At 42.5% G+C, this 26,762-nt stretch carries 20 protein-coding genes, 1 tRNA gene and 1 pseudogene; 13 read left to right on the top strand and 9 right to left on the bottom strand.

Going from position 1 to position 26,762, the window contains the following annotated elements; genetic code table 11:
* The first annotated feature begins 8 nt into the window (after nt 1-8).
* The gene (locus tag D7Z94_RS00110) at nt 9-2,312 is read left to right on the top strand and encodes an FdhF/YdeP family oxidoreductase (protein WP_120709492.1); all 2,304 of its coding nucleotides are present in this window, start codon (nt 9-11) and stop codon (nt 2,310-2,312) included.
* 35 nt (nt 2,313-2,347) lie between these two features.
* On the opposite strand, the gene D7Z94_RS00105 is transcribed toward D7Z94_RS00110, so the two are convergent.
* From D7Z94_RS00105 to treF, 3 genes are all read right to left on the bottom strand, one after another.
* Nucleotides 2,348-3,160 (bottom strand): 3-keto-disaccharide hydrolase, encoded by an 813-nt coding sequence (locus tag D7Z94_RS00105; protein ID WP_245967110.1) that lies wholly within the window; start codon nt 3,158-3,160, stop codon nt 2,348-2,350.
* Nucleotides 3,153-4,367, bottom strand: a complete 1,215-nt coding sequence (locus tag D7Z94_RS00100; protein ID WP_120709491.1) for an FG-GAP repeat domain-containing protein — start codon at nt 4,365-4,367, stop codon at nt 3,153-3,155. Before D7Z94_RS00100 ends, D7Z94_RS00105 begins: the two co-directional genes overlap by 8 nt.
* 136 nt (nt 4,368-4,503) lie before the next feature.
* On the bottom strand, nt 4,504-6,090 hold the full coding sequence (treF, locus tag D7Z94_RS00095; protein ID WP_120709490.1) for an alpha,alpha-trehalase TreF: 1,587 nt from the start codon (nt 6,088-6,090) through the stop codon (nt 4,504-4,506).
* A gap of 105 nt (nt 6,091-6,195) precedes the next feature.
* On the opposite strand from treF, the gene D7Z94_RS00090 reads away from it, so the two are divergent.
* Nucleotides 6,196-6,666, top strand: a complete 471-nt coding sequence (locus D7Z94_RS00090; protein ID WP_120709489.1) for a hypothetical protein — start codon at nt 6,196-6,198, stop codon at nt 6,664-6,666.
* Between the two features lie 28 nt (nt 6,667-6,694).
* On the opposite strand, the gene D7Z94_RS00085 is transcribed toward D7Z94_RS00090, so the two are convergent.
* The 5 genes and pseudogenes from D7Z94_RS00085 to D7Z94_RS00065 form a co-directional block, all read right to left on the bottom strand.
* Complete coding sequence (locus tag D7Z94_RS00085) at nt 6,695-7,873, bottom strand: acyl-CoA dehydrogenase family protein (protein ID WP_120709488.1); 1,179 nt, start codon at nt 7,871-7,873, stop codon at nt 6,695-6,697.
* A 56-nt stretch (nt 7,874-7,929) separates the two neighbouring features.
* Nucleotides 7,930-8,643 carry a tRNA1(Val) (adenine(37)-N6)-methyltransferase gene (locus tag D7Z94_RS00080; RefSeq protein WP_120709487.1) on the bottom strand — a complete coding sequence of 238 codons (714 nt, stop codon included), beginning with the start codon at nt 8,641-8,643 and terminating at the stop codon, nt 7,930-7,932.
* Nucleotides 8,640-10,067, bottom strand: a complete 1,428-nt coding sequence (locus D7Z94_RS00075) for a sulfatase family protein (RefSeq protein ID WP_120709486.1) — start codon at nt 10,065-10,067, stop codon at nt 8,640-8,642. The genes D7Z94_RS00080 and D7Z94_RS00075 overlap by 4 nt, the downstream gene beginning before the upstream one ends.
* A gap of 91 nt (nt 10,068-10,158) precedes the next feature.
* Entirely contained in the window at nt 10,159-10,686 is a 528-nt protein-coding gene (gene rimM / locus D7Z94_RS00070) for a ribosome maturation factor RimM (RefSeq protein WP_120709485.1), read from the bottom strand.
* A 173-nt stretch (nt 10,687-10,859) separates the two neighbouring features.
* A pseudogene (locus D7Z94_RS00065) lies at nt 10,860-11,423 on the bottom strand (30S ribosomal protein S16); the annotation flags it as partial.
* Nucleotides 11,424-11,629: 206 nt separating this feature from the next.
* Between D7Z94_RS00065 and dnaE the strand changes: the two are divergent.
* From dnaE to D7Z94_RS00045, 4 genes are all read left to right on the top strand, one after another.
* Nucleotides 11,630-16,015: a DNA polymerase III subunit alpha gene (dnaE, locus tag D7Z94_RS00060; RefSeq protein WP_120709483.1), complete on the top strand. Its 4,386-nt coding sequence runs from the start codon at nt 11,630-11,632 to the stop codon at nt 16,013-16,015.
* Nucleotides 16,016-16,229: 214 nt separating this feature from the next.
* The gene (gene trxA, locus D7Z94_RS00055) at nt 16,230-16,547 is read left to right on the top strand and encodes a thioredoxin (protein ID WP_120709482.1); all 318 of its coding nucleotides are present in this window, start codon (nt 16,230-16,232) and stop codon (nt 16,545-16,547) included.
* 69 nt (nt 16,548-16,616) lie between these two features.
* Nucleotides 16,617-17,546: a DUF58 domain-containing protein gene (locus tag D7Z94_RS00050; RefSeq protein ID WP_120709481.1), complete on the top strand. Its 930-nt coding sequence runs from the start codon at nt 16,617-16,619 to the stop codon at nt 17,544-17,546.
* 137 nt (nt 17,547-17,683) lie between these two features.
* Nucleotides 17,684-17,757: transfer RNA gene (locus D7Z94_RS00045), tRNA-Asp, on the top strand.
* 428 nt (nt 17,758-18,185) lie between these two features.
* On the opposite strand, the gene D7Z94_RS00040 is transcribed toward D7Z94_RS00045, so the two are convergent.
* Complete coding sequence (locus D7Z94_RS00040) at nt 18,186-18,500, bottom strand: single-stranded DNA-binding protein (RefSeq protein WP_120709480.1); 315 nt, start codon at nt 18,498-18,500, stop codon at nt 18,186-18,188.
* A gap of 915 nt (nt 18,501-19,415) precedes the next feature.
* Here D7Z94_RS00040 and D7Z94_RS00035 point away from each other — a divergent pair.
* The 7 genes from D7Z94_RS00035 to D7Z94_RS00005 all read left to right on the top strand — a co-directional run bounded on the left by D7Z94_RS00035 (nt 19,416) and on the right by D7Z94_RS00005 (nt 26,344).
* Nucleotides 19,416-20,531, top strand: coding sequence for a nickel-binding protein (locus D7Z94_RS00035; protein WP_120709479.1), 1,116 nt, complete (start codon nt 19,416-19,418; stop codon nt 20,529-20,531).
* 8 nt (nt 20,532-20,539) lie between these two features.
* On the top strand, nt 20,540-21,613 hold the full coding sequence (locus D7Z94_RS00030) for an AraC family transcriptional regulator (RefSeq protein WP_120709478.1): 1,074 nt from the start codon (nt 20,540-20,542) through the stop codon (nt 21,611-21,613).
* 278 nt (nt 21,614-21,891) lie between these two features.
* Nucleotides 21,892-22,938, top strand: a complete 1,047-nt coding sequence (locus D7Z94_RS00025; RefSeq protein WP_245967109.1) for a c-type cytochrome — start codon at nt 21,892-21,894, stop codon at nt 22,936-22,938.
* A gap of 7 nt (nt 22,939-22,945) precedes the next feature.
* Nucleotides 22,946-23,629: a Tat (twin-arginine translocation) pathway signal sequence containing protein gene (locus tag D7Z94_RS00020; RefSeq protein WP_120709476.1), complete on the top strand. Its 684-nt coding sequence runs from the start codon at nt 22,946-22,948 to the stop codon at nt 23,627-23,629.
* A 19-nt stretch (nt 23,630-23,648) separates the two neighbouring features.
* A complete protein-coding gene (locus tag D7Z94_RS00015; RefSeq protein WP_120709475.1) occupies nt 23,649-24,062 on the top strand; it encodes a DsrE family protein in 414 nt (137 codons plus the stop codon).
* A 21-nt stretch (nt 24,063-24,083) separates the two neighbouring features.
* On the top strand, nt 24,084-24,884 hold the full coding sequence (locus D7Z94_RS00010; RefSeq protein ID WP_120709474.1) for a sulfite exporter TauE/SafE family protein: 801 nt from the start codon (nt 24,084-24,086) through the stop codon (nt 24,882-24,884).
* Between the two features lie 263 nt (nt 24,885-25,147).
* On the top strand, nt 25,148-26,344 hold the full coding sequence (locus D7Z94_RS00005) for an acyl-CoA dehydrogenase family protein (RefSeq protein WP_245967108.1): 1,197 nt from the start codon (nt 25,148-25,150) through the stop codon (nt 26,342-26,344).
* Nucleotides 26,345-26,762: the final 418 nt, after the last annotated feature.

Below are 26,762 nucleotides of genomic sequence, written 5' to 3'. Positions count from 1 at the left end.
ATTTAGACATGCAAGAAGAATTTCATAGGAACGTCTCCGTAAGGGGATCGGAAGAATTTACAGGAGTCCAGTTACGGGAACCTGCACGCTACGCGGCCGGACCTTTGGGTATTCAGGTTGCGATGCAGCACAGTTTTAAGGAAATGGGCATCACACGTTCCATGAAGGCCTTGTTGCATATGAATCAAAAAGAGGGCTTTGATTGCCCTAGTTGTGCATGGCCCGATCCCGAAAAGCCTTCCAGAATAGGCGAGTATTGCGAGAATGGGGCCAAAGCCTTGGCGGACGAGGCTACTACCCGACAAATCGATGCGGAGTTTTTTAAAAAGCATTCGGTGGAAGAGCTTTCATTGTTGACAGATTATGAGTTGAACAAGTTTGGCCGGCTTACAGAACCTCTGGTACTCAGACCTGGAAGTGTTCACTACGAACCCATAACATGGAATGATGCCTATGCTTTGATTGCAGAGGAATTACATCGATTGGAATCACCGGATGAAGCCATTTTTTATACTTCCGGGCGGTCCAGCAATGAGGCAGCTTTTCTATATGGGATGTTTGCGAGGGCCTTGGGGACCAACAATATGCCGGATTGTTCCAATATGTGTCATGAAAGCAGTGGCGTAGCCCTGAGCGAAACCTTGGGCATCGGAAAGGGATCGGTTAAATTGGAGGATTTTTATGGCGCAGAAGTAATCATTATTGCCGGTCAAAACCCGGGGACCAACCATCCGCGTATGCTTTCCGCTTTGGAGAAATGCAAGCAGAATGGCGGAAAGATAATCAGTATTAATCCTTTGGAGGAATCCGGTCTGGTCAATTTTAGAAATCCGAAGACGCTTAAGGGTCTAGCGGGAAATGGCGAGGACATAGCGGACATCCATCTGCCTGTAAAAATCAATCAGGATGTTCCTTTGGTAAAGTTGCTCTTAAAAAGATTGACCAGATTGGATGAGGTGACCGGAAAGGTGTTGGACCATGATTTTATGGCCACCTATACCGATGGTTATAAGGCTTTTTTAAAGCATCTGGAACAATATCAAGAAAAGGATTTGCTTCAACGGAGCGGTGTTGATTCGGACAAAATAGATCACGTGGTAAAGCTTTTGGCGACCAAATCCAAAATTATCGTTTGTTGGGCCATGGGACTCACCCAACACAAAAATGGAGTAGAGAATATTCGTGAATATGTAAACCTGCTGTTGGCTAAGGGAGCCATTGGAAAACCAAATGCCGGAACATGTCCCGTACGGGGGCATAGTAATGTGCAAGGAGATCGAAGCGTGGGGATTATGCACTATGTGAATAAAGACCTCAATGAACGTATAAAAAAACATTTGGGTTTTACGCCCCCGGACAAGGAAGGCGTAGATACGGTAGGAGCCATAAAGGCGATGTATGAGGGAGAAGGCAAGGTGTTCATCTGTTTGGGAGGTAATTTTTTAATGGCCGCCTCCGATACTGAATATACTGCAAGAGCTTTACAAAATTGTACCCTCACGGTACAGGTCAGCACTAAACTGAACCGTACCCATTTGGTCACGGGTAGAACAGCCTTGATCCTGCCTACCCTCGGTCGATCGGAAAAAGATACGAAAGGAGGGCAACAACGGTATTTTACGGTTGAAAATAGTATGGGCAGGGTAACCCGTTCACGGGGCATGCTTAAACCTTCTTCTGGAAATCTCAAAAGCGAACCGGAACTCATTGCCGAAATGGCAAATGCCTATTTCAAAGGAGAGCATGCTATGGACTGGAAATCCTTGGGAGAGGATTATGGACTGATCCGGTCCTATATCGATAAGGTGGCCAAGGGTTTTGAAAACACGGATGAACGCTCAAAAGGTGTTGGATATTATCTGCCCAATAACGTAAGGGAACGCGATTTTAGCTCGCTCCCTGATGGAAAGGCGCAATTTACCATTAACGCACTTCCCGATCACAATTTACGCGATGATGAATTTTTATTGATGACCATCCGTTCGCACGACCAGTTCAATACCACAATTTATGGACTCAACGATAGATACAGAGGGGTTTACAATGAAAGAAGGGTGCTCTTTATGAACCCACAGGACATGCAGGAACGAAATTTAAAAAAAAGGGATGTTGTGGATATGATCAGCAACTATGATGGTGTAAAGCGAACCGCAAATCGTTTCCTGGTTATTCCCTATGCCATTCCCCGCACGAATCTGGCCGCTTATTTCCCGGAAACCAATGTTTTGGTGCCCTATAACCATTTTGCCGATAAGAGCAAGACCCCTATTAGCAAATCGATTGTGGTAAAGATCAAGAAGACTTCTCCTTAAGAAATGGACCTGACCGTCCTTGATTTTGATTAGTACTACAATTCCTTTAAACGAATATTGCGGTACTCCACTTTCATAGGTGGGCCCCTATGGGCCTGTAGACCTAAAAAGCCTGAAAACTTTCGGTTTACGGTGTCGTTATCGATTACGTAGCTCATAAGGATACCATTGATATAATGCTGTAACCGATTCCCTTTTATGATAAGATGACATTCGTTCCAATCCCTACTTTTTATCTGGTTTCTAAGGGAATCTGAATTTCCCAGCGATTCCAAAACTGCCCTACTTTGCCAGGCATTCTTATCCACATTGGCACGTAACGAACCGGGGGTATCCGGGTCTTTCTGTGAAGTAATCGCAGCTTTCTCTCCGCGATAGGCCAAGGTAGTCCGCTTTCGTTCCTCATAATTTTGCCCTGTATAACTATTTTTTCCATCTATATCCGCTTGATAACCACGGAGCGCGAACGGAACGGTGTCCAAAAGCTCACTTCGATAGTTAATACCGCTATTGCCATTTTCAGAAATCCTAAACTCTGTTTTGAACTCAAAATCTTTAAGTTCACCACCTTTCCAAATAATAAAGGTATTGGACTTTAGAAGCGTTTCGGGAGTGATTTCCCCGACCAAATTGTTATTTTCTACATGCCAATAGGTAGTGTCGCCTTCCCAATTATTTAAGGATTTTCCATCGAACATGGAAACAAAGCCGTCGTCCACCACAGTACTATTTTCAAGGGTTTCATTCCCTTTTTCTTTGGGCTTTTCACCGCAGGAATACATGCTGAATAGAATGCACATCCCCAATACAATACTCAATTTTCCACCTTTACTTACTTTCTCATTCATGTCCTTTGTTATAAAAGATGAATAGCCCGTCCTTACCGGCTACAATAATATCCTTGTTTCCATTCCCCGATAAATCGGTTACCCAAAAATGGATTCCGGTGCCTTTGCCTTCACCGAATACCCCATAGTCTATAATATGTTTGCTGAAACTTTCCCCATTGAATGTATAATAGTAAATTCCGTAAGGATCATTGCCGCCAGGATCTTTGCCATTGTGGGCACGATACCGTTTTCCCGAAATGAGTTCGTTCTCTGCATCACCATCAAGATCGGTCCATACCATAGTGTGGAACTGCGAGTTATTTGGGTCGATCGGATGTTTTACCCATTTCGGTAATTCTCCACTTTCCTGTTTTTGTTCGTACCAATGTAATCCATAACCGTGCCCTTGGCCTACAATCAGGTCGTTATGACCATCTTCGTTAACGTCTACAACTAAGATAGGCACACTTGCGGTACCGAGCTCAAAATCGGGATGAAAAATCCAATCCCCTTCAAATGGATTTTTGGGGGATTCTACCCAACCTTTGCTCACAATAAAATCTCCTCTTCCATCATGGTTTACATCACCAAAACCAAGACCGTGGCCATGTTCCCCCATGACTTTGTAGGGCGTAAACTTTCCAGTTCCCCTTCCTTCTGAATCTGTTATCAAGCGATAAATAATCAAAGGGTCATTGGGTGTGTTAGGTACAATTTCCGGAATGCCGTCCCCATCAATATCCCATGAACGCGGGGCTTCTATATTGCCGGCCTCGGCAATGAGGTGTTCCGTCCATTCACCCTCATTTCCAGGATTTTCCATCCATACCAGGCGTTTTCCAAACCATCCCCCGGTAATATAATCCATATGGCCATCGCCGTTTACATCTAGCGGCAGGGTGGAGAAATCATCGTAGTATTCCCCATAGCGCTTAAAATCTCCAATAAAATGACGGTCGAGATAAGTGGGCCCTTCATACCAATAGGAACCGGATACCAGGTCAGGGATTTTGTCGTTGTTAACATCGAAAACGCCAACTGATTCAAAACTTTCCGATGCTATTTTTTGCTTCTCAAATTTTAAAGGTTTTCTTATGAATTCATCAGATGTATGGTCTTGTGCCAAGGAGGAGAATCCACTTAGGTAGAGAAATGGAAGGGCTAGAGAAATTTGGAATACGAAAAACCTTTTACAGCTTTGGAGAATATCTTTAATAACATCCATCTTTAAAACTTCGTTTTGCGAAGAACAGTAAATATATCAATGATTATATAAGACATGGACTTTAAGGGAATTTAATTTATAACAATTTTCCCCATTGCCGGGGAGTTTCACTATATCCTTATGATTTACCTCCGGTTTAATCCCCTACGTATGCTTTTAGGGCCAGATATACGCCATTGCTCCAACCAAAGCCGTCCTGCACGGGGTATTCCCCTCCACCAGCTTCTAACCCCATATCCTCAACATTATATTTCTCTACAAATTTGCCCGTGTTTTTGTACACCTTTTCGTTTAAGGCCACCCATCTTTGTGCAATGGTCCTGGCCAAATTTTCGTAGCCGTAGTTTTGAAGTCCTATTACCGTCATCCATTGTAAGGGAGCCCAACCATTGGGGGCATCCCATTGTTCGCCGGTATGGTACAAAGTGGTAACAACCCCGCCAGGTTTTAAAAAATGCTTTTCAATATAAGAAGCTACTGCATCTGCCTGTTCCTGATCGGCCATTTCAAAAAATAGGGGATAGGTCGTGGCCAGGGATTTCAAGGAAGTCCGCTGTTGTTTTACCCAATTGTAATCCTCAAAGACACCGTCAGTTTTATTCCAAGCATAGGTATTTAAAAACTCCTTTCTAGCTCCCATTCTTGTTTTCAACGCGGCCACATAAGCTGCGTCCTCGGCATAGCATTGGGCAAGAATCTCTTCCATACCATATAACAATGCATTAAGGTCTACGGGAATAATATCGGTAGTTTCGATAGTTTCTATGGATTTTCCATTGGCAAACCAACGGGAGGTATAGTCCCAACCGGACTCTGCGCCCGAACGTAGGTCACGATACATTTTTTCGCCACCGCCCATTTTTTGAACTTGGGTGTAATCCTCGCGATACGATTCCTGGCGTGGGGTATTTCCTTTATCAAAATAGCGATTCATAATACCGACCGGAGTTGCCACGCAATGTCTAATGGGTTTTTCATTAGCGTGTTTTCCATCCATCCAAAAGTCATACTCTTTTTTTAACGCCTCCCGATATTTGACATAAATTTGTTTTCCTTTATGATCAGCCAATAACTTCACCATCTGGGCGAAGAAGGGAGGCTGGGAACGCGTAATGTAGTAGGTGCGATTCCCATTGGGGATATGCCCCACAGTATGTATTAAGTGGGCAAAGTTGTCCAACATATTTTGGATACGTTCAAACTCACCACTTTCTGCCAATCCCAACATAGTAAAATAACTGTCCCAATAGTATACTTCTCGAAAACGACCCCCTGGAACAATATAAGGCTTGGGCAGGGGTAGTAATGTGCTGCCTTCCACATCCGTGTCGGATTTCCGTTGTAGCACCGGCCAAAGAGCTTCAACATGTTCAACCGCGGAACGGTTGGGGTCGGATTTGAAATCCGAGGAGATGGAGATGGGAACATCAAAATTCTCGAGGACAAAAGCCTTTAAATCAAAATCAGCCTTGTCTTTTTGCGTAGCATATTTCTCTACAATAATTTCATACGGATATTTCGCCGTACAGTCCACGAAGGTCTTGCCATCCTCAAAAACCTCACTCAGTTGAACATCAGCAAATAGTTCGCCCAAAAGGTCATCTGGAGTTTTTAAGGTTCGGGTTGCCGTAGAATCCGTTGTGCTGGTAGGAGTTGGAACAGCAACTTTTTTATCAGTTCTGCAAGCTGTAAGAAAAACAAGTAGTATTAGGAAATATCTCATGGATTGTATGTGGCCGGTTTAGTACCTGAAAATAAGGCTTTTTATTTAAATGCCGTATAAGCAACCCTTTTTGTGTTTTTCATCTATAGAGTAAATCCGTATGCGATGAAAAAGCTCTTATTTGTTCTACTCATTTTAGTGTTTGGTTGTAGTGACGACAAGGAAGAGGATTTATGTTTTCCCGATGGAGTGATCATTGACTTGATAGTAAGAAACTTTTTTGTAGAGTTGGTCAGCGCTGATGGAGAAAATCTAATAGAAAATGGCACGTTTAAGAGTAACGAAATTGTGCTACGTTATAAGGAATCCAAAATTACGGGCAGTGTTTTCGAAAATGTGGAGGGTCTCGAAAATGTTATTACTATGAATCTTTTTGGTGACGATGGCGACAATACTTTTCTCATTGATTTAAGCATGTCGGTTACCGATACCTTGGTGCTCAACTTGACCAAGACCGTAAATGAATGTGGTATTGCTGATTTTTCTCTAAATTCTGCAACCTACAATGGTCTGGTAAAGACACTACTTCCTTTCAATGAACATGGGGATTCTGAAAAAATTGTGGTCATCAAATAAATTTGAGTATAGTGGGTCGATTCAGGTTTTACTGAAAGGCAGGTATCCCTGTCACATCGGCACCTGTAATCAAAAGGTGAATATCGTGGGTGCCTTCGTAAGTGATAACACTTTCCAGGTTCATCATATGACGCATAATACTATATTCCCCAGTAATACCCATACCCCCTAATATCTGGCGTGCCTCTCTGGCAATAGTAATGGCCATATCCACATTATTGCGTTTGGCCATAGAGATTTGAGCGGTAGTCGCTTTTCCTTCGTTCTTTAACTGCCCCAAACGAAAGGCCAATAACTGGGCCTTTGTGATTTCGGTAATCATTTCGGCCAGTTTTTTCTGCTGTAACTGAAAGGATGCAATGGGTTTGCCAAATTGTACACGTTCCTTGGCGTATCGCAGGGCAGTATCATAACAATCCATAGCTGCACCAATGGCACCCCAGGCTATGCCATACCGGGCCGAGTCCAAACAACCCAATGGTGCTCCCAGTCCGTTTTTGCCCGGCAATAGGTTTTCCTTGGGAACCTTTACATTATCAAAGATCAATTCCCCGGTAGCAGATGCCCGTAATGACCATTTATTATGGGTTTCGGGAGTAGAGAAACCTTCCATATCGCGTTCTACGATCAATCCATGAATACGGCCCTCTTCATTTTTTGCCCATACTACGGCGAGGTCCGCAAATGGGGAGTTGGAAATCCAAAGCTTGGCACCATTCAAGAGATAATGGTCACCTTTATCCTTAAAATTAGTGGTCATCCCTCCCGGATTGGAACCATGGTCAGGTTCCGTTAAACCAAAGCATCCCATAAGTTCGCCTGCAGCCAATTTGGGCAGGTATTTTTTGCGCTGTTCTTCCGTACCATAGGAAAAGATAGGGTACATGACCAGGGATGATTGAACCGATGCCGTGGAACGTACTCCGCTATCTCCCCGTTCAATTTCTTGCATAATGAGTCCATAACTAATTTGATCTAGCCCCGCTCCACCGTATTCCTCGGGAATGTAAGGCCCAAAAGCCCCTATTTCCGACAAGCCATTAAGAATTTGTTTTGGAAATTCTGCCTTTTGGGCATATTCTTCTATAATCGGGGAGATGTCCCGTTTTACCCATTGGCGGGCGGCATCACGTACCAATTTGTGTTCCTCGGAAAGTAGGTCGTCCAAGTTGTAATAGTCGGGTGCTTCAAATAAATCGGGTCTCATATTGCCATTTTCGCCAAAGATAAATAAAGAAAATACAACAATACTAAAGACTAATGTTACATTTTTAAATAAAATTCCCTGGTCAATTCTTGATATTCCGAAGTGTATACATGGCGATCTATCTCTATGATCAGTTCTTTTTCGGATGCTTCCGTTTTATGAAAGCCAAATTCCAATAAACTTCTTTTTATTTCTGAAATTTTATTTCCCTTTACCCGGGTTATCCGTTTTGGATAAAGACCCAATGATTCGCTTATTTGAAGTAGGGATTTTTCTTCTTTAAAGGGAACAATAATGGAAAGAATACCGTTCTTGGCGAGTAATTGGGAAGCGCATTGCAAAAGTTCCTCAAAGGGTAGGGAAAGATTTTGCCGAGCCCTATCCCTTGAGCTGCTACCAGTGGAAACGTTTTCGGAATAAAACGGTGGATTGGAAACAATTAAATCGTAAGTATCATCCACTTCCTCACAGAATTCATTCAAGCCGGCATGATAACAGAAGAGACGGTCGCTCCATGGAGAGGCTTCAAAATTTTCAACGCATTGCTCATAGGCGGCATCATCGATTTCCAGGGCATCGATAGTTTCGACATTGCATCGTTGGGCCAACATAAGAGCTAGCAACCCAGTTCCTGCGCCGATATCCAAGATTGAGGAAGGATTATTTTTTACGGATGCCCAAGCTCCAAGCAATACGCCATCCGTTCCCACTTTCATCGCGCAGCGGTCTTGTTGGATGGTAAATTGTTTAAATTTAAAAGGTTTGCTCATTCCAGGTGTCCGGCCTCCCTTGTTTCCGATCCTTCTAATTCCATTAGAGAATCCCCAAGTCTGGAACGCATGTCATTGGCCAGCAACTTTATTTTTTCGACCACTTCAGGATACTTGTCTGCAACATTGGTTGCTTCGCTAATATCATTTTCCAAATCATATAATTCCAAAGCCTCCATGTCTACCATCCTGTAGTCCCCGGGCAAACCATCCTTACCCGGTTCCTGTCCGTCCATGGTACGATAACGATGTGGAAAATAGAGCTTCCATTTTCCATAGCGTACCCCGAATAGTTCGTTTACCCGATAATAAAAGAAATAAGCTTCCTGTGGACTTTCTTTGGTTTTTCCCTTCAGGACTTCCCAGACACTTTTGCCATCGATGGTTTTTTCAGGAAGTTCGGCATTCGTAATTTCCGCGATTGTCGGCAAAATATCAATAGCCATAATGGGGGTATCCAGTACCTTTCCTCCTTCTAGGCCATTGGGATATTTAATGATAAAGGGTTCCCGTTGCCCCCCTTCCCAAGCTGTTCCTTTTCCTTCACGTAGGGGATGGGCGCTTCCGGCATGATTGCCGTAGGATAGCCATGGACCGTTATCCGATGTAAAAATGACTATGGTATTTTCCTCCAGTCCGTTCTTTTTTAAGGCATTCAAAATTTGACCTACGGACCAGTCAATTTCCATGATGACGTCACCATAAAGCCCTCGATCTGATTTTCCCTTGAACTTATCCGAGACGAATAAAGGCACATGAGGTTGGGGATGGGGCACATAGAGAAAAAAAGGATTTTCTGCATTTCGGTTGATGAAATCAACACTGCGCTCAGTAATGCGGGTAGTGAGTTGTGATTGTTCCTTTAAGGTGTCTATCACGGTTTCGTTTTCAAATAGGGGAAGGGCGGGGAAATTGAAAATTGTACCCTGTTGTGGGTGGTAGGGCCACATATCATTGGAATAAGGGATGCCAAACCATTCATCGAATCCATGACGGGTGGGCAAAAACTTTGGATGGTGCCCCAAATGCCATTTCCCATAGATGGCCGTTTTGTACCCGATGGTCTTGAGCATTTCTGCCAAGGTAGTCTCCGATGCATTGATGCCATGGTCATTCCCAGGCCCTAAAGCACCATGTATCCCGATTCTGTTGGGATAGCAGCCCGTAAGAATACCGGCCCGGGAGGCGGAGCAAACCGCTTGTGCCGAGTAATAACTTGTTAACCGTACCCCATCGGCGGCCATTTGATCTAAATTGGGGGTAGCAATATTCTTGGATCCGAATACCCCGACATCTTGATACCCTTGGTCATCGGTAAATATGAGCACAATGTTTGGGGATGTTTTCGCTTTCTTGAGTTCTGCTTTCTGCTCACCACATGAGGATAATGCAAATACGACGAGGATGAAGGAAATTCTAAACATAATACAATGTACGATTGGTAAATCCGTCTAAATATACCATAAAATATATCCAGATTTCGAATTCCTACCCCAGGGTTTGGGAATTTGACCTCTAATTCAAATATAGGTCTACCAGACCTTCCGGTGTGGATACAAACAATGTCCTGTTCTTCCGATCTACCTTGGTAAGGATTTCGTCGGTTAAAGGGACCAAAAGCTCTTTGCCATTCTTTTCCACTTCAATTAGCACTTGGGAAGTGGTGTCGTTTACTCCGGTAACTACACCGATATCCCCATGGGTGCTATCCTTAATGGTAAAACCAATGATCTCATGGTAATAGAACTTATTGCCTTCCAGTTTGGGAAGCAAGGATAGGGGAAGATATAGTTCGGCACCAAGAATTCTGTCGGCGGCCTCTTCATCTTTTACATCCTCAAAATCGATACGTAATAGTGCCGACTTGTGCAGACGACATTTATCAATAAAAAATGGAACCAAATTGCCTCGTATTGAGACAAATATTGATTCCATATTTTCGTAAATTTCGGGTTCGTCGGTATCTAGTTTTACCAATACCTCTCCCTTATAGCTATATTTTGAAACGACTTTACCGAGGTAGAAACAATCTTCCTTGCGCATCGCTTCGGAATTTTTTACTCCTCTTCGGTGGATGCAGCTGGCGCGTCTTCGGAATCTGCGGCAACCACTTTCTCTTCAGCTGGAGCCTCCTCAGCTTTGGGAGCTTCTTCGGGCGCCGGTGCCTCCTCTACGGCTTCGGCAACCTCTTCAGCAGCTGCAACTTCTTCAGCTGGAGCTTCCTCCGCTTTAGGAGTTTCTTCGGCTGCTGGTGCTTCTTCCACAGCTTCAACAACTTCTTCCGCACTTTCAGCAACAGCTTCTTCTGATGTTTCCTCTATCGGTGCTTCTGCGGCTGCGGCTGCCAAGGCTCGTTTTTCGTTCACTTCTTTTTCCGCTTTAAGTGCTTCGGCCTTTGCTTTTGCTTTTTCTTTATCTAGACCGCTTACTTTGGAAGAGATGGCTTTTTCCTTTTCTTCCAACCAAGCGTTGAATTTTTCCTCTAATTGTTCTTCAGTAAAGGCTCCTTTTCGGACCCCGCCCCATAAATGATGTTTTAGCATTACACCTTTGTAGGAAAGAATGGCTCTAGCAGTATCTGTAGGCTGTGCTCCATTCTGCAACCACTTTACAGAGTTGTCAACGTTCAATTCTATGGTCGCAGGATTGGTATTGGGATTGTAGGTTCCCAATTTTTCAAGAAATTTACCATCTCTCTTTGCACGGCTATCGGCCGCTACTACCCAATAAAATGGTTTTCCTTTTTTTCCGTGTCTCTGTAATCTAATCTTTACTGGCATATCACATTAATTTTGTAGGGTGCCCGACCCTTGTTATTAATTCTTTTTTCCTTTTTTTAAGGGCTGCAAATATAGGATATTTCTATGAATCGTCAACAAAAAGTCTCTAAATATTTAGAGGTTGATAACTCCTAAAAACTACCTTTTTCCAAACAAGTGGTTTTCACTAATTTTAACGATACTTTTTTATAGACGAAATACCCGATATGTACCTAATTTTTGATACTGAGACCACCGGATTGCCCAAACGTTGGGATGCGCCAATTACCGATACGGACAATTGGCCACGTTGTATTCAGATTGCCTGGCAATTGCACGATGCTATGGGGAACTTGGTAGACCATCAGGATTATTTGGTCAGACCGGATGGTTTTAACATTCCCTATGATGCGGAACAGGTGCATGGTATTTCTACGGAATTGGCCAAGCAACGGGGTGCCGGCTTGGGCGAGGTTCTGGAAAAGTTCAACACTGCCCTTGACAAGGCCAAATTTATTGTAGGCCAAAATGTAGGCTTCGACGTTAATATCATGAGGGCTGAATTTTATCGGTCAGGGATTGAAAATACATTACAGGAACTCCCTGTTTTGGATACGTGTACCGAATATACCGCAGAGCTATGTAAGATTCCCGGCGGTAGGGGCGGAAAATTTAAGCTGCCCACGCTTACCGAATTGCATGAATATCTTTTCAACGAGCCTTTTGCGGAAGCGCACAACGCCACGGCCGATGTGGAGGCTACCACCCGGTGTTTTTTGGAGTTGGTGCGTAAAAAACACTATACCCAAGAGCAGCTGGATGTGCAGCCGGATTATTTAGAAAATTTCTCAGAGGCCAACCCTCAGGAAATTCAATTGATCGGGTTAAAGCACATTAACCTGAAAAAGGCTTCCAAAAAAATTGCGGATACACTTTGGCAAAAGGACACTGGTGGGGTTTCCCAAGAGGAAATCGATGCGAACATAAAGACTTTGGAGGATGCCAAATTTGTGCACCTACACAACCATTCGCAGTTTTCGGTCTTGCAATCCACCATTAATATTAAGGATTTGGTGAAATCCGCTACCGATAACCAAATGTCCGCCGTAGCCATTACCGATCATGCCAATATGATGGGAGCCTTCCATTTCGTTAAGGAAGTAAAGGCACATAATGCCAGTGTGGAACAAAGCAATGCAGAGGCCATTGAAAAGGGAGAATCGCCACAAGCAAATACAATTAAACCGATTATAGGCTGTGAATTTTTTGTCTGTGAGGACCATACCAATAAAAGTGTAAAGGATTACGGGTATCAAATTGTGCTCTTGGCCAAAAATAAAAATGGGTATCACAACCTGGCCAAAATGTCTTCTATTGCCTATACCGATGGGTTTTACTACGTCCCTCGAATCGATAAAAAGGTCATTCAACAATATAAGGAGGACATTATTGTGCTCACCGGAAATCTCTATGGCGAAGTTCCGGGAAAAATTCTGAACGTTGGGGAAAATCAGGCTGAGGAAGCCTTGTTGTGGTGGAAACAAGAGTTTGGTGACGATCTCTACATCGAAATGATGCGTCACGGCCAAGAAGATGAAGATCGGGTGAATCAAGTTTTATTGGAGTTCTCCAAAAAGCATAAGGTAAAACTGGTGGCGACCAATAACACGTATTACTGCTCCAAAAAAGATGCCGATGCCCATGATATTTTGTTATGCGTAAAGGATGGCGAAAAACAGGCTACGCCGATCGGCCGGGGTCGTGGTTATCGGTATGGGCTTCCGAACCAGGAGTATTATTTCAAGTCCCAGGAGGAGATGAAGGAATTGTTCCATGATGTTCCCGAAGCCGTTTTGAATGTTCAGGAAATTGTGGACAAAATAGAACCCTTTGACTTGGCCCGGGATGTACTGCTCCCCAAATTTGATATCCCGGAGGAATTTAAAGTGGCCGAGGATACAACCGATGGTGGTAAACGGGGAGAGAATGCCTATCTAAGACATATTACGTTTGAAGGTGCAAAAGAACGATATGGGGATATTACACCGGAAATAGAGGAGCGTATCCAATTTGAGTTGCAGACAATTGAAAATTCGGGCTATCCAGGCTATTTTTTGATTGTAGAGGATTTTATCCGTGAGGCACGAAACATGGATGTTTCCGTAGGCCCAGGCCGTGGTTCGGCTGCAGGTTCAGTGGTAGCCTATTGCCTAAAGATTACAAACATTGATCCACTTAAGTACGACTTGCTTTTTGAGCGATTCCTGAATCCGGATCGGGTATCTATGCCCGATATCGACATTGATTTTGATGACGAAGGCCGGGGCCGGGTCATGGATTATGTCATTAATAAATATGGGGCCAACCAAGTTGCGCAGATTATTACCTACGGCACCATGGCCGCCAAATCCTCCATTAGAGATACGGCACGCGTGCTGGATTTACCCCTGAACGATGCGGACCGAATTGCCAAATTGATTCCTACCATGTCCAAGTTGGGAAAGATTTTTGGGGTGCCGGAAGCAGATTTGCGAAAGAAGTTTCGATCCGATGATCTGGAAAAGGTAAATCATTTGCTCAATATTTCCGAGGGAGACGACTTGGAGGCACAGACCGTAAATATGGCCAGGGTATTGGAAGGATCACTTCGAAATACCGGTATCCATGCCTGTGGGGTTATTATCACTCCGGACGATATCACCAATTTTGTTCCAGTGGCTACCGCAAAGGATTCCGATTTATATGTAACGCAGTTCGATAACTCGGTCGTGGAAAATGCCGGCCTCTTGAAGATGGATTTCCTGGGGTTGAAGACCTTGACCTTAATTAAGGATACCGTAAAGATTGTAAAGGCCAAACACGGTATTGAATTGGTGCCCGATGAATTTCCGCTGGACGATGAAAAGACCTATGAGCTTTTCCAGAGAGGGGATACCGTGGGAATATTCCAATATGAATCCCCTGGGATGCAAAAGCATATGAAGGATTTGAAACCAACGGTCTTCGATGATCTCATTGCCATGAATGCATTGTATCGTCCGGGGCCTATGGAGTATATCCCTAGTTTTATCGCCCGTAAACATGGGAGGGAGGAAATCAGCTATGACCTTCCGGATATGGAAGAGTATCTTAAGGAAACTTATGGTGTTACGGTATACCAAGAGCAAGTGATGTTGCTTTCCCAAAAACTGGCAAGTTTTTCCAAAGGTGAGGCCGACGTACTTCGAAAAGCCATGGGGAAAAAAATATTCTCCCTGCTACAAAAACTGAAACCCCAATTTTTGGACGGAGGTGAAAAGAATGGGCATCCACGGGAAACATTGGAAAAGATATGGAAGGATTGGGAAGCCTTTGCATCTTATGCTTTCAATAAGAGCCACTCTACCTGTTATGCTTATATCGCATATCAAACAGCGTATTTAAAGGCACATTATCCTGCAGAATATATGGCGGCAGTGTTGAGCAATAATATGAACGACATCAAACAGGTGACCTTCTTTATGGAAGAATGTAAACGGATGGAATTGGATGTTTTGGGGCCGGATGTCAACGAGTCGTATTATAAATTTGCGGTAAACAAAGATGGTGCCGTACGATTTGGAATGGGTGCCATTAAAGGTGTTGGGCGTTCCGCCGTAGAAACCATTGTAGAGCATCGGAAGAAGGATGGAAACTATAAGTCGGTTTTCGACCTGGCCAAACGTATCGATTTGCGTGCCGCTAATAAGAAAGCCTTCGAAAATTTGGCGGTGGCCGGAGGTTTCGATTCTTTTGGGACTACGCACCGGGGACAATACTTTCATGATGAAGGCGATGGTGTCACATTCTTGGAGAAGGTAATTCGCTCCGCTGCAAAATATCAGGAAAACAAGAATTCCAGTCAAATGGATATGTTCGGTGGAATCAGTGAAGCCCAGATTCCGGAACCCGAAGTACCTCCTTGTGAGGAATGGGGCACTATGGAAAAGCTGCGACGGGAAAAGGAAGTGGTCGGGATTTATATTTCCGGCCATCCGTTGGACGATTTCAAGACAGAGATAAGTGCCTTTTGCAATGCTAGCGTTTCCAATGCCAACAATTTGGAAGATTTTGTAAATCGGGAACTTTCGTTTGCTGGGGTAATTACCGATGTACAACACCGGACTTCCAAGAATGGAAAGGGTTGGGCATTGTTCACTATGGAAGACTATACGGATTCTTTTGAATTCCGAATTTTTGGGGAAGAATACCTAAAGTTTAGACATTTTTTAATGATCAATTCCTTTGTCCATGTCAAGGTATTTGTTCGTGAAGGCTGGGTCAACCGTGAGACCGGAAAAAAAGGTGATCCAAGGTTGCAGTATAACAGTTTTATGTTGTTGCAGGAAGTGATGGAGAACTATGCCAAAAAGTTGACCATCAAACTCAACATAGAGGAATTACAGGAAAAAAGAATACAAGATTTAAAGAGTGCACTGGTTTCATACAAAGGCAATCATCCTTTACATTTTACAATCTATGAAATGGAAGACGAGATAAAGGTAAACTTCTCAAGCAGAAAACAAAAGATACAGATCACGAGCGAATTACTATCCGTTTTGGAAGAACAGGAAGTACACTATAAATTGAATTGAGGGAGTCATCAGGTCAAGGGACTGCTATCTATTGGAGACAATGATTTTTGCAAAAGATGTTTCAAACTAATGAAGCAATGGTTTTCTTAACTCCTTAACAGTAAGGCATACACACATAAATTACCTTGATACCACAATAACCAAAATGAATGTGACGTTGGTAAGGAAGACGAGGAATTATTGACTAAATTTGCGAATATAAAATCTAAATAAAATGGCATTAGAAATAACAGATGCTACTTTTGACGAAGTAGTCTTAAAAAGTAATAAACCTGTAGTAGTGGATTTTTGGGCGGCATGGTGCGGACCCTGTAGAATGGTAGGTCCCATTATTGATGAGGTTAGTACGGAATATGAAGGTAAGGCTGTAGTTGGGAAGGTAGATGTGGATGCCAATCAGGAATTTGCCGCTAAATACGGTGTACGTAATATTCCCACCGTTCTGGTATTCAAGGACGGGGAAATTGTCAATAGACAAGTTGGGGTCTCCCCGAAAAAAGTGTATACCGATGCCTTGGACGCGGTGCTATAAAAAGGAAAATTAAAAAGTTGTAAGAAAGGTTTGGCATAAGTCAAGCCTTTTTTATTTTATCTTAGTTGAATGGATCCCCAGTACGAGTTACATAAAATGGCGCTCTTCCAAAACTTGGAACTTTTGGCCAATCAGGTAGTGGAAGGGTTTATTAGCGGAATCCATAAAAGTCCCTTTCATGGATTCTCGGCAGAGTTTGCCGAACATAAGATTTACAATGCAGGAGAGAGTACCAAACATATAGATTGGAAACTATTCGCTAAGACAGATAAGTTGTATACCAAGCGCTATGAGGAAGAAACCAATCTGAGGTGCCATATGATCTTGGATAATTCGGCTTCTATGTACTATCCTGAGGTTCAAGACCTGACTAGTACCAATCTGAATAAAATTGGTTTTGGGGTATTGGCCATTGCTGCATTGATGAACATTTTGAAAAGACAGCGTGATGCTGTGGGCCTTAGTATTTATTCAGATGCTTATAATTATTATTCGCCTGAAAAGGGAAGCGAACGCCATCACCAGATGTTATTGGCCAAGTTGGGCGAAATTAGTATGGAAACCAAACCTGCCCAACAGACCGAAACCTATACCTACTTGCATCAGATAGCTGAAAAAATTAAACGTAGAAGTTTGATTTTTTTGTTTACGGATATGTTCCAGACCGCTACCGATGACGATAAATTGTTCGATGCCCTACGGCATCTAAAATACAACAAGCATGAGGTGGTCCTGTTTCATCTACTGAATACGGAAACTGAATTACACTTTAACTTTGAAAACAAGCCAAAACGCTTTTTGGATGTGGAAACAGGGGAGCACATAGATTTGTATGCGGATACTATTAAAGAAGCCTATCATAAGGAGGTAGCCCAATATTTTGATGAACTAAAATTGAAATGCGCCCAATACAAGATAAAGCACGTGGACGTGGACATTAAGCAACAATTTTCAAAAATCTTCAATACTTTTATGATAGAGCGCCAGAAATTCTTGTAGCATTCAGGGCACATTTTAAAGGATTTTATTTGTGCAATACAATAAGCAATGTATATTTGCAAACGCTTTACAAAAGCGTTGAGCAAGATTTGAATCCCGCTGTTGCGGGAGTGCCGATTACTCGGGATAAAATCATTGGTCTGGTAGTTCAGTTGGTTAGAATACCTGCCTGTCACGCAGGGGGTCGCGGGTTCGAGTCCCGTCCAGACCGCCCAATAAATAAAGGCCTCCGAGGAATCGGGGGCTTTTTTGTTTTTTAAAAAATTGCATACTTTTTAATAAGACTCATTATTTAACATTCCCATAATAAATTTATATCTGGCCAAAAGTACTATCAATTGTATAGTTTTGGCGACTTATATCTTTGCGAAAAGATAACCCATTTCAAGTTCGTTCTGCACATATTGTTTCCAATATTCGTTTGAAACAAGGCATATGAGCTTATAGAGGTCACAAAATTACTTTTTTTGATTGTCGTGCTTTCAGAAAATTATTCACCTTTCAAGCAATCTCGTTGGCGTATTTCTTGTTCAAAATGTATTCCAAGTTATAAAACTTCATTTCGCACAGATTAATAACTTTATGGGCCCTGTCGATTAACAGATCGATTTACGTCCTGTTTTCGGTATTTTTTTCAATTCAACTACCATAAGTATAATTGTTTCCGGAAATTTTGAGCCCCTCCTTGGTCTCGTAGCTTCGGGAGGTCAATCTGCCCTCGATGGCGATATGCCTGCCCTTTGCAGCGAACCGCTCGATGATTTCGGCAGTCTTGTTCCAGGCCGCCATATTGTGCCAGTCCGTGCTTTCTACCTTCTCGCCCTTGGCGTTCTTGTAGTTCTCATTGGTGGCCAATGAAAAACGGATTACTTTTTTACCGCTTTCCAAAACGGTCATTTCAGGGTCGTTCCCCACGTTGCCGATCAATTGTACTTTGTTTCTTAGATTACTCATAATTGAAAAAATTTAGAATTATTAACTATATGACCGCCCGACCCTCGGACAGCTTTTAAAAATCTCAGCCTACGGCTGACAGGGATTTACTTATTATATCCAGAGCGTTTCCCCTTTTTTTGATCTTTAACTTTGTTTCCGCTTCCTTTTTGTCGATTCCGTACGATTTCATCTTTTTTGTTTTTGATTTACTTCCCATAGTGCCGTCCGCCGTTACCCTTTTTTGATGCTGTACCACCTACAATATCCAGGCTTGGGAAAGACGTATAAAAAAGCCCCGTGAACAGCGGGACTGGCTTTATGCCGTCACCAAGAATGGATGTTGTTTTTTTGCTATCGAATAAAAGGGTGATGGTGGCGGGGTGGGAGTAGGGATAAAATTGAATGGGAAGAGTACAGATTTAACCGGAAGTGGAACAAAGCGGAAAGTCGAATTTTTGACCGAGCGGACTTTACCCTAAAATGTATCTAATAGTTAACAAAAAACTGGATACCATGTATACAAAAATTTCTCCACAAGAATCAAGATATTTTTTTAGCAAGTGCCCATAACTTTGAAAGAAGCTTCTTTTCAGGTATGGAGATTTAAGGGAATGAATTGAGCGTAACAGCAAAAATACCTTCTGAATCAGGTTCCATAAAAGGGGAATTAACGAAACTATTAAAAGAGACTGGGAATAGGACTCTTTTAAAATGGCATATACGATGAAAAAAAGATTTCCATAATATGGCCAAATTATAGAACTTATATTTTTTAGTGTTGTGGTTCAATCATTAGGACCAAATTCTTATTAGTTGCTGAACAATTTCTACCATTATTTGAATCAAAAGTTCGATTTTCGCGCCTAAGAAACCGTATATTTATGTAATCCCCCCGTTCGTTGAATCAAAAGTCTTATTTTAAAGTATTAAGCTATGCCCATATATATGGACTCACATATCGTTCCGGGGGTCGAAGCCAAGCATGCGGCAGAGGCTCATAAAAAAGATCTTGGTGTTCAGAATGATTTTGGTTGTAGGAATATGACCTATTGGATCGATGAAGACCGGGGAAGGGTGTTCTGCTTGATCGATGCACCGAACGAGGAGGCGGTAAGGGCGATGCATGATCATGCCCACGGATTGGTACCCCATGAGATTATTCCTGTAAATAGTAAGGTCGTGGAAGCATTTTTAGGAAGAATCGATGATCCAGAAACCTATTTTGATCCTAGTGAACCAGGTCTCGAAATTTTCAATGACCCCGCTTTTCGAGTCATTTTAGTAATCAAGATAATGGATGCAGGACTATTGCGTCATAATCTGGGCCATGATAGGTCAAAAAAGTTATTTTCACTGTACTATGATACGGTTAAGGAACAAATAGAAAAACATGAAGGTAGTGAGGTTGAAATGAAAGGAGAAGCCTTTGTGATTTCTTTTGCCTCAGTTTCCATGGGCGTTGAATGTGCCCAAGCGATTCAAAAAGCCATGCACGTGGCGGCCGACCTGGTCAATCTGCGTATGGGCCTACATGCCGGTTTGCCCGTAGATCAAAGTGATGTTCTATTTGGGAAGACGGTAAAATTAGCGCAATACCTTTGCGCCCTTGATACGGAAAACCGGATTACAATGTCGTCCATAGTTAGCGAACTGAACAAACCCGATTTGAGAAAGAATGAAAGCCTTCAAGACAATATTAAAAGACTTAGCGCATCCGAAGAAAAATCGCTTGAGCATCTTATAGGTGTTTTGGATGCTAATTGGCAAAATCCTGAATTTGGAATCCAAGACTTCTGCGAAAAGCTTTCCATAAGTAAATCGCAGCTCTACCGAAAATGTAAAGGAGTTACCGGAAAGTCACCTAACGCTATTTTGCGGGAATATCGACTGTTAAAATCTTTGGAATTGTTGGGCAAAGAAGGCCGCAATGTTTCCCAGACCACTTTTGATACTGGGTTTAATAGTCCTTCTTATTTTATAAAGTGCTTTCAGCAAAGATTTGGTCTACTCCCCTTAAGCTATGCCAAAATTGCCAACATTAAAAATTAAAAAAGCCTATGCCACTTTTTATGGACATACATATTGTCGAGGATGATGCCTTTAATGTGATAGCTGCTAGGGAAGCACATCACGATGATCTAGCAGTACAAGACCGGTATGGGGTTAGAAACATCAAATACTTTTTGAATCTTCCCGAAAAGAAGGTTTTTTGCCTTATGGAGGCAGCCGATAAAAAGGCATGTGTTGATATGCATCTTTCTGCTCATGGAATCGGACCTTGTAACGTCATTGAAGTTTCAGATGAAATTGACTTTAGGGCATTTTTAGGGCAGGGCACTAAAAATCAAGACGATCTTGCACTTACCCTTAATGGGGAGATCGATACCGGCTACCGTACGTTGATGATGGTCGCCTTGGTAGATTTTACTGGAAAAAATGGAACATATTTCGATGAAGTTCGTAAACTGATACGGCAATACCAAGGCAATAATATCAATCAGCCAAATGACTATATCGTGGCCTCTTTTGTACATGCTTCTGATGCGATTGCTTGTTGTTTAACGGTGTCCCGGTTGTTAAAAAACGTTCCGATGAACATTGACTATACGATGGCCGTTGTAACAGGAAAGCCTGTTGATGAGACTGGGTCTGATTTTTTTGGAGAAGCCAAAAAAAGATTGCAAATGCTCTGTCGTCTGGGTGGGAACCGAACGGTTCATATAGATAAAGATACTGAGGCCCTTCTACAAACTAACTTTAATAAATCAGATACTGATAAGGGAATTGTAAAATTGGTTTCCGATGGTGATTTTGTCTTATTCGAAACACTATGGAAAACTTTAAATCATGAAATTTCAAATCCAGATTTCAAAATTGATGATTTAAACAATCTCCTAGGCCTGAGTAAGGCACAGGCCTATCGCAAAATAAAAGCACTTACCGGGATGTCTCCTAATGAACTTATCCGGGAAATGCGTTTGCGTAAATCTTTGGAATTTCTAAATCAAAAGGAAAAGACCGTAGCTGAAATAGCTTATGAACTGGGTTTCAACAGCCCCACTTATTTTACACGAGTTTTTCGAAAAAGGTATGAGATGCTGCCCACTACTTTTGCGAAACTTTCTTCCTGAAATTAAAGACTGATTTTCTTGATGAAACAATTGTTTCATCATTTGAACCAAAAAGTACACCCATGGTTCATTTGTGCGAACCTTTGAACTAAAACTTACATTTTTCTCCTATTTCCAATCGTAGATTTACAGTATTAAATTAGAGCAAGGTCTTCGGCTTACCTTGCAGATAACACTCCCCCATATATTCAAAAGTGGAGGCGGACACCCAATGTCCGCTAGGATGATACTGTCCAAATTTGAAGTAGATAATGAATCAAAAGTAGCACACAAAAGATATGAATATTATCAAAAAAAATCGGTTTATTAAAAATATCGGAGGGCTAAAATTACGATGCTACATACCCTTTTGGGTATTGTTGGTGCCACCTTGTTTTATGCTTTGGAACTGTGTGGATGGTTATTCAAAAGGGAGTGAGAACGAGAATACCACCAAAGATGTTTATGCCATGAATTATGATGTTTCACGGTTGGACGATTCAGAAGAAAATACGCAAATAAAACTGGGTTACGAGGTTTTCCAGAATACCTCAAAATACATCGGCCCGGCCAGTACGGAAAAGAACAAGGCCTACACCGGAAATAATCTTTCGTGCACCAATTGTCATTTAGGATCGGGTACAAAACCTTATGCCGCTCCCTTGATAGGAATTATTCAACGATTTCCTCAATTCAGGGGCAGGGAAAACAAAATAGGAACAATAGAAGAGCGCATCAACGGTTGTATGGAGCGTAGCATGAATGGCACTATGATGCCGCCCGATGGCAAAGAGATGGAGGCCATGGTTGCCTACCTTAAGTGGTTGAGCCGATATGCTCCCAAGGACGGAAAAATCAAGGGGGAAGGTTTTGTAAAAATCGATATTCCTCAAAGAGCGGTAGACCTTGAAAACGGGAAACAAATTTTCACAACCAATTGTGTGTTATGCCATGGTAAGAATGGACAGGGTGTAAAAGCACTGGATGGGCACGGTTATCAATACCCTCCGCTATGGGGGGACGATTCCTATAACAATGGAGCGGGAATGACCCGGGTGCTTACAGCCGCAAGATTCATCAAGGCTAATATGCCTTTTGGGGCCTCTTATGAGAATCCCATTTTGACCGATGAAGAAGCTTATGATGTTGCAGGGTATATCAACCAACAGTTGAGGCCCAAAAAAGTAAATCGAGAAAATGATTTTCCCGACTTGAAGAAAAAACCGGTTTCAACGCCTTACCCTCCATATGTTGATACGTTCTCACTTGAACAACATCAATTGGGGCCCTTTCAACCTATCATGGAATATTATAAAAGTGAATACAATATTGTTAAATCTAAATAGACAAATTATGGAAACAAAGAGTAAGAATTCAAGAAGAAACTTTATGGGCGCGATGATGCTAGGTGCTACGGCGAGCACTCTATCATTATTTGCCAATCCCATGTATGCCAATTTACCATCTTATGATGCAGAAAATATGAGTGAGGCCGAGGACTGGTTCAAGAAAATCAAAGGTAAAAACCGAATCGTGTATGATGGTTCCTACCCGCATAAAGGGTTTCCTGTAATATGGAACTGGGCCTTTTATCTAAGTCATAACGAGATGGGAGCCGACGATAGCGATATTACCGCCATGACCGTACTTCGCCATGACGCCATTCCCTTTGCATTCAAATCGGAATTATGGGAGAAATATCCCTTAGGAGATGTATTTCATGTAAAACAGGCCGATGGAAGTGCGTATAAAAGAAACCCCTATTACGAACCGCAAGAGGGAGATTTTCCCTTACCGGTAATTCAGGGTATAAAAGACATGCAGGCCAGGGGTGCGATGTTCTGTGTTTGTAACCTTGCAATATCGGTTTACAGTGGTGCCGTCGCCCAACAAATGGGACTCGACCCAAAGGAAACCTACGAGGAATGGATTCAAGCGGTGCAACCCGGAATTCAAGTTGTGCCCTCAGGAGTTTGGGCCTTGGGCGAAGCACAAAAGCGGGGATGTGGTTACATCTTTGCAGGAAATGCAGTTTAAATTTTAGAAAAATAAAATCATGAAAAAGCTTATAAAATTGGCACTGGCATTGTTCATAACGAACATTGCCTTTGCCCAAGAAAAACCGATAAAAGTCGTATTTGATGTTACTAGCGGAAATACCGACGTGCACAAATCTGCGGCCCGGCATTTACGATTAATGTCAGAGACCTATCCAGATTCCGAATTTGAAATGGTTGTCTACAGCAGTGCCTATAAAATGGTGGATAACAACTCTTCATCTGCGGGTGAGACCCTTCGGGAAATTGTAAAGAACAAGAATGTCTCGATCGTGGTATGTCAGAATACCATGAAAAGGAATAATAAAACCAAGGAAGATTTAATACCTGGGGTCACTACCGTGCCCGATGGTATTTACGAGATTGTTGCGAAACAGCAATTGGGTTGGGGATATATAAAAGAAGGGAAGTAGTAAATAGTAGTTATAAAGAAAATGGAAGCCATACAAATTTTGGGATATTTCGGAGCCTTGTTCATAGGTCTTGTGTTGGGCCTGATGGGCAGTGGAGGTTCCATAATGGCGGTTCCTATTTTCGCCTATATGTTTCAAATCAGTCCCATTACGACAACGGCATATTCATTGTTCGTAGTGGGCACTTCTTCCTCGGTCGGGGTTTTAAAGAACTTTAGAAGGGGTCTGATAGACTTTAGAATAGCTTTGGTTTTTGCCATCCCGTCATTTGTAACGGTATATATGACCCGAAAGTTTATAGTTCCGATGATTCCCGAAGAATTGATTTCTATGGGAAATTTTATGATTACGAGGAATATGGGCATTATGCTGCTATTCGCATTGTTGATGCTAATCGCATCGATATCCATGCTACGAAAGAAAGAACGACCGACCGAAGAAAATGTACAGCCCAGGTACAATTACCCCATGATGGTAATTGGGGGTGCGGTTATCGGCATATTAACGGGTATAGTGGGTATTGGTGGTGGATTTTTAATTATTCCGGTTCTGGTTTTATGGATAAAACTACCGATGAAGAAGGCCGTAGCAACCTCTTTGTTTATTATTGCCTTGAAGTCTTTGATCGGATTTACCGGGAATCTTGGTGATCTGGATATCAATTGGTCGTTCCTATTGGTTTTTACTTTGATTTCTATTTTGGGGATATTTCTGGGGATTTTTTTATCGTCCTATATCAAAAGTGAAAAACTGAAAAGAAGTTTCGGCTGGTTCGTGCTCGTGATGGCCATCGGTATTTTATGTAAAGAGGTGTTTGCATAGTATTGATTGAATTGGACACCCGAAACACGCAGATGATACATTTGTTTCATCATTCGATACAAAATTTACATCTATTGGTGGATTCGTATTGTAAATTTATACCAATTTGGTAATCAGCGTTACGCGTTACCAGTTACACTTCCCGCAGTTAAGACCAAAAATAGAATCCTCCAGGCGTAAGTTCATAAATTACTCAAAGATAATAGGGATTTAAACCAACTTTAAGCTAAGAAAATAAATCAATAAAAATTAAACAACGACCTATGATAGAGACACAAAAAAACAAGAAAGAAGAACTCTTAATAAAATTAGAGGGCATATTCGAAAACTGTGGAAAGCGAGCCGCACATTACGATGCCAACAACCTATTTTTTCAAGAAGATTTTGATGAATTGAAAGAAGCGGGATATCTACTAATCGCTGTACCCGAAGAGTTCGGGGGCTTCGGTATGAAACTCGATGAATGTACGGCCCTGACCCGAAAACTGGCCTATCATGCGGCGCCAACGGCGGTTGCTCTAAACATGCACATCTATTGGACCGGACTTGTGGCCGATTTATGGCGGGGTGGGGACAGTTCAATACAATGGCTTTTGGAAGAAGCTGGAAAAGGAAAAGTATTCGCCGCAGGGCATGGCGAATCTGGAAACGATTCTCCAGGAATCTATTCCACCTGCAAAGCGGAAAAAGTTGAAGGCGGTTATAAGTTTACAGGCCATAAAATGTTCGGTAGCCTAACGCCCGTATGGGATTATTTGGGGTTTCATGGTCAAGACAATAGTGACCCCGATAATCCGATGGTAATCCACGCCTTTATGCCCAGGGATACCGAAAATTATGAAATCAAAAAAACATGGGACGATGTTTTAGGTATGCGTGCTACCCGTTCCGATGATACCATATTGAATGGTGTTTTTGTGCCAGATGAATTAATTGTTAGAAAACTACCGACAGGATTTAAAGGTATGGATGGATTCGTGCTCGGCATTTTTTGTTGGGCGTTGATGGGGTTTGCAAATGTCTATCATGGTCTGGCGCAACACGTATTGGATTTGGTTCTGGAAAAATTGCCTAAAAAGAAATCCATCTCCTTTGATCGGCCCTCTATGGCTTACAACGGGGTCATTCAGCATGATGTCGGCGAAATGGTCATGGAAATGGAAAGTATAGCCCCACAGTTGGATACAGTTGCCCGTGAATGGAGTGAAGGCAAAGATTACGGCCCTGCATGGGGTGTAAAGATCGTTGCGGCCAAATGCCGTTCGGTCGAAGGTTCGTGGCGCGTCGTAGACAAGGCAATGGATATTATGGGCGGCTACGGACTGCTTCATAAGGCCGGATTCGAACGCTTGTTCCGAGATGCGCGATTGGGCAAGATCCACCCGGCAAACGGTTATCTATCACGAGAATTTTTGGCAAAGGCCATGATGGGAATAGATGCGGATGAGCAGCCGAGATAGCAAAAGATTGTTTCGCCTCTTCATATGGGACAATATTATAGAGGCTAGTTCGATTTTAATCCAGAGAGGATTATTAAGATTTTAAACCGCAACTCTAGGAGTAAATTAGATTTCGGGTAAACCCGAAAATGATTAGACAGAAATTTTAATCAGGAAAAGAGGCTCGTGATTCCCAGAGTATGGGATTAAATAGCAACTCTATTTCGGAAATTGATGGAGCAAGTACTAGGAGCAGTCCTCTAAAACGAACGTGGCCGTTGCAGAAGTGGTCCGTGAACAAGATAGGATGCACTCAGGCCATTTTTATGGAGTCTTAATGAGAACCTGTCTTGGTTGGATCTGCTGGTAAAAAGCAATCAGGTCGACTTGTAGGGTGTCCACAATGGTCCTTAAATTGCCCATTGAGGGTCCCTTTCCC

Origin of the sequence: Ulvibacterium marinum, assembly GCF_003626755.1 — a bacterium.
Classification (GTDB): Bacteria; Bacteroidota; Bacteroidia; order Flavobacteriales; family Flavobacteriaceae; genus Ulvibacterium; species Ulvibacterium marinum.
This window is presented reverse-complemented; position numbering and strand designations above follow the sequence as displayed.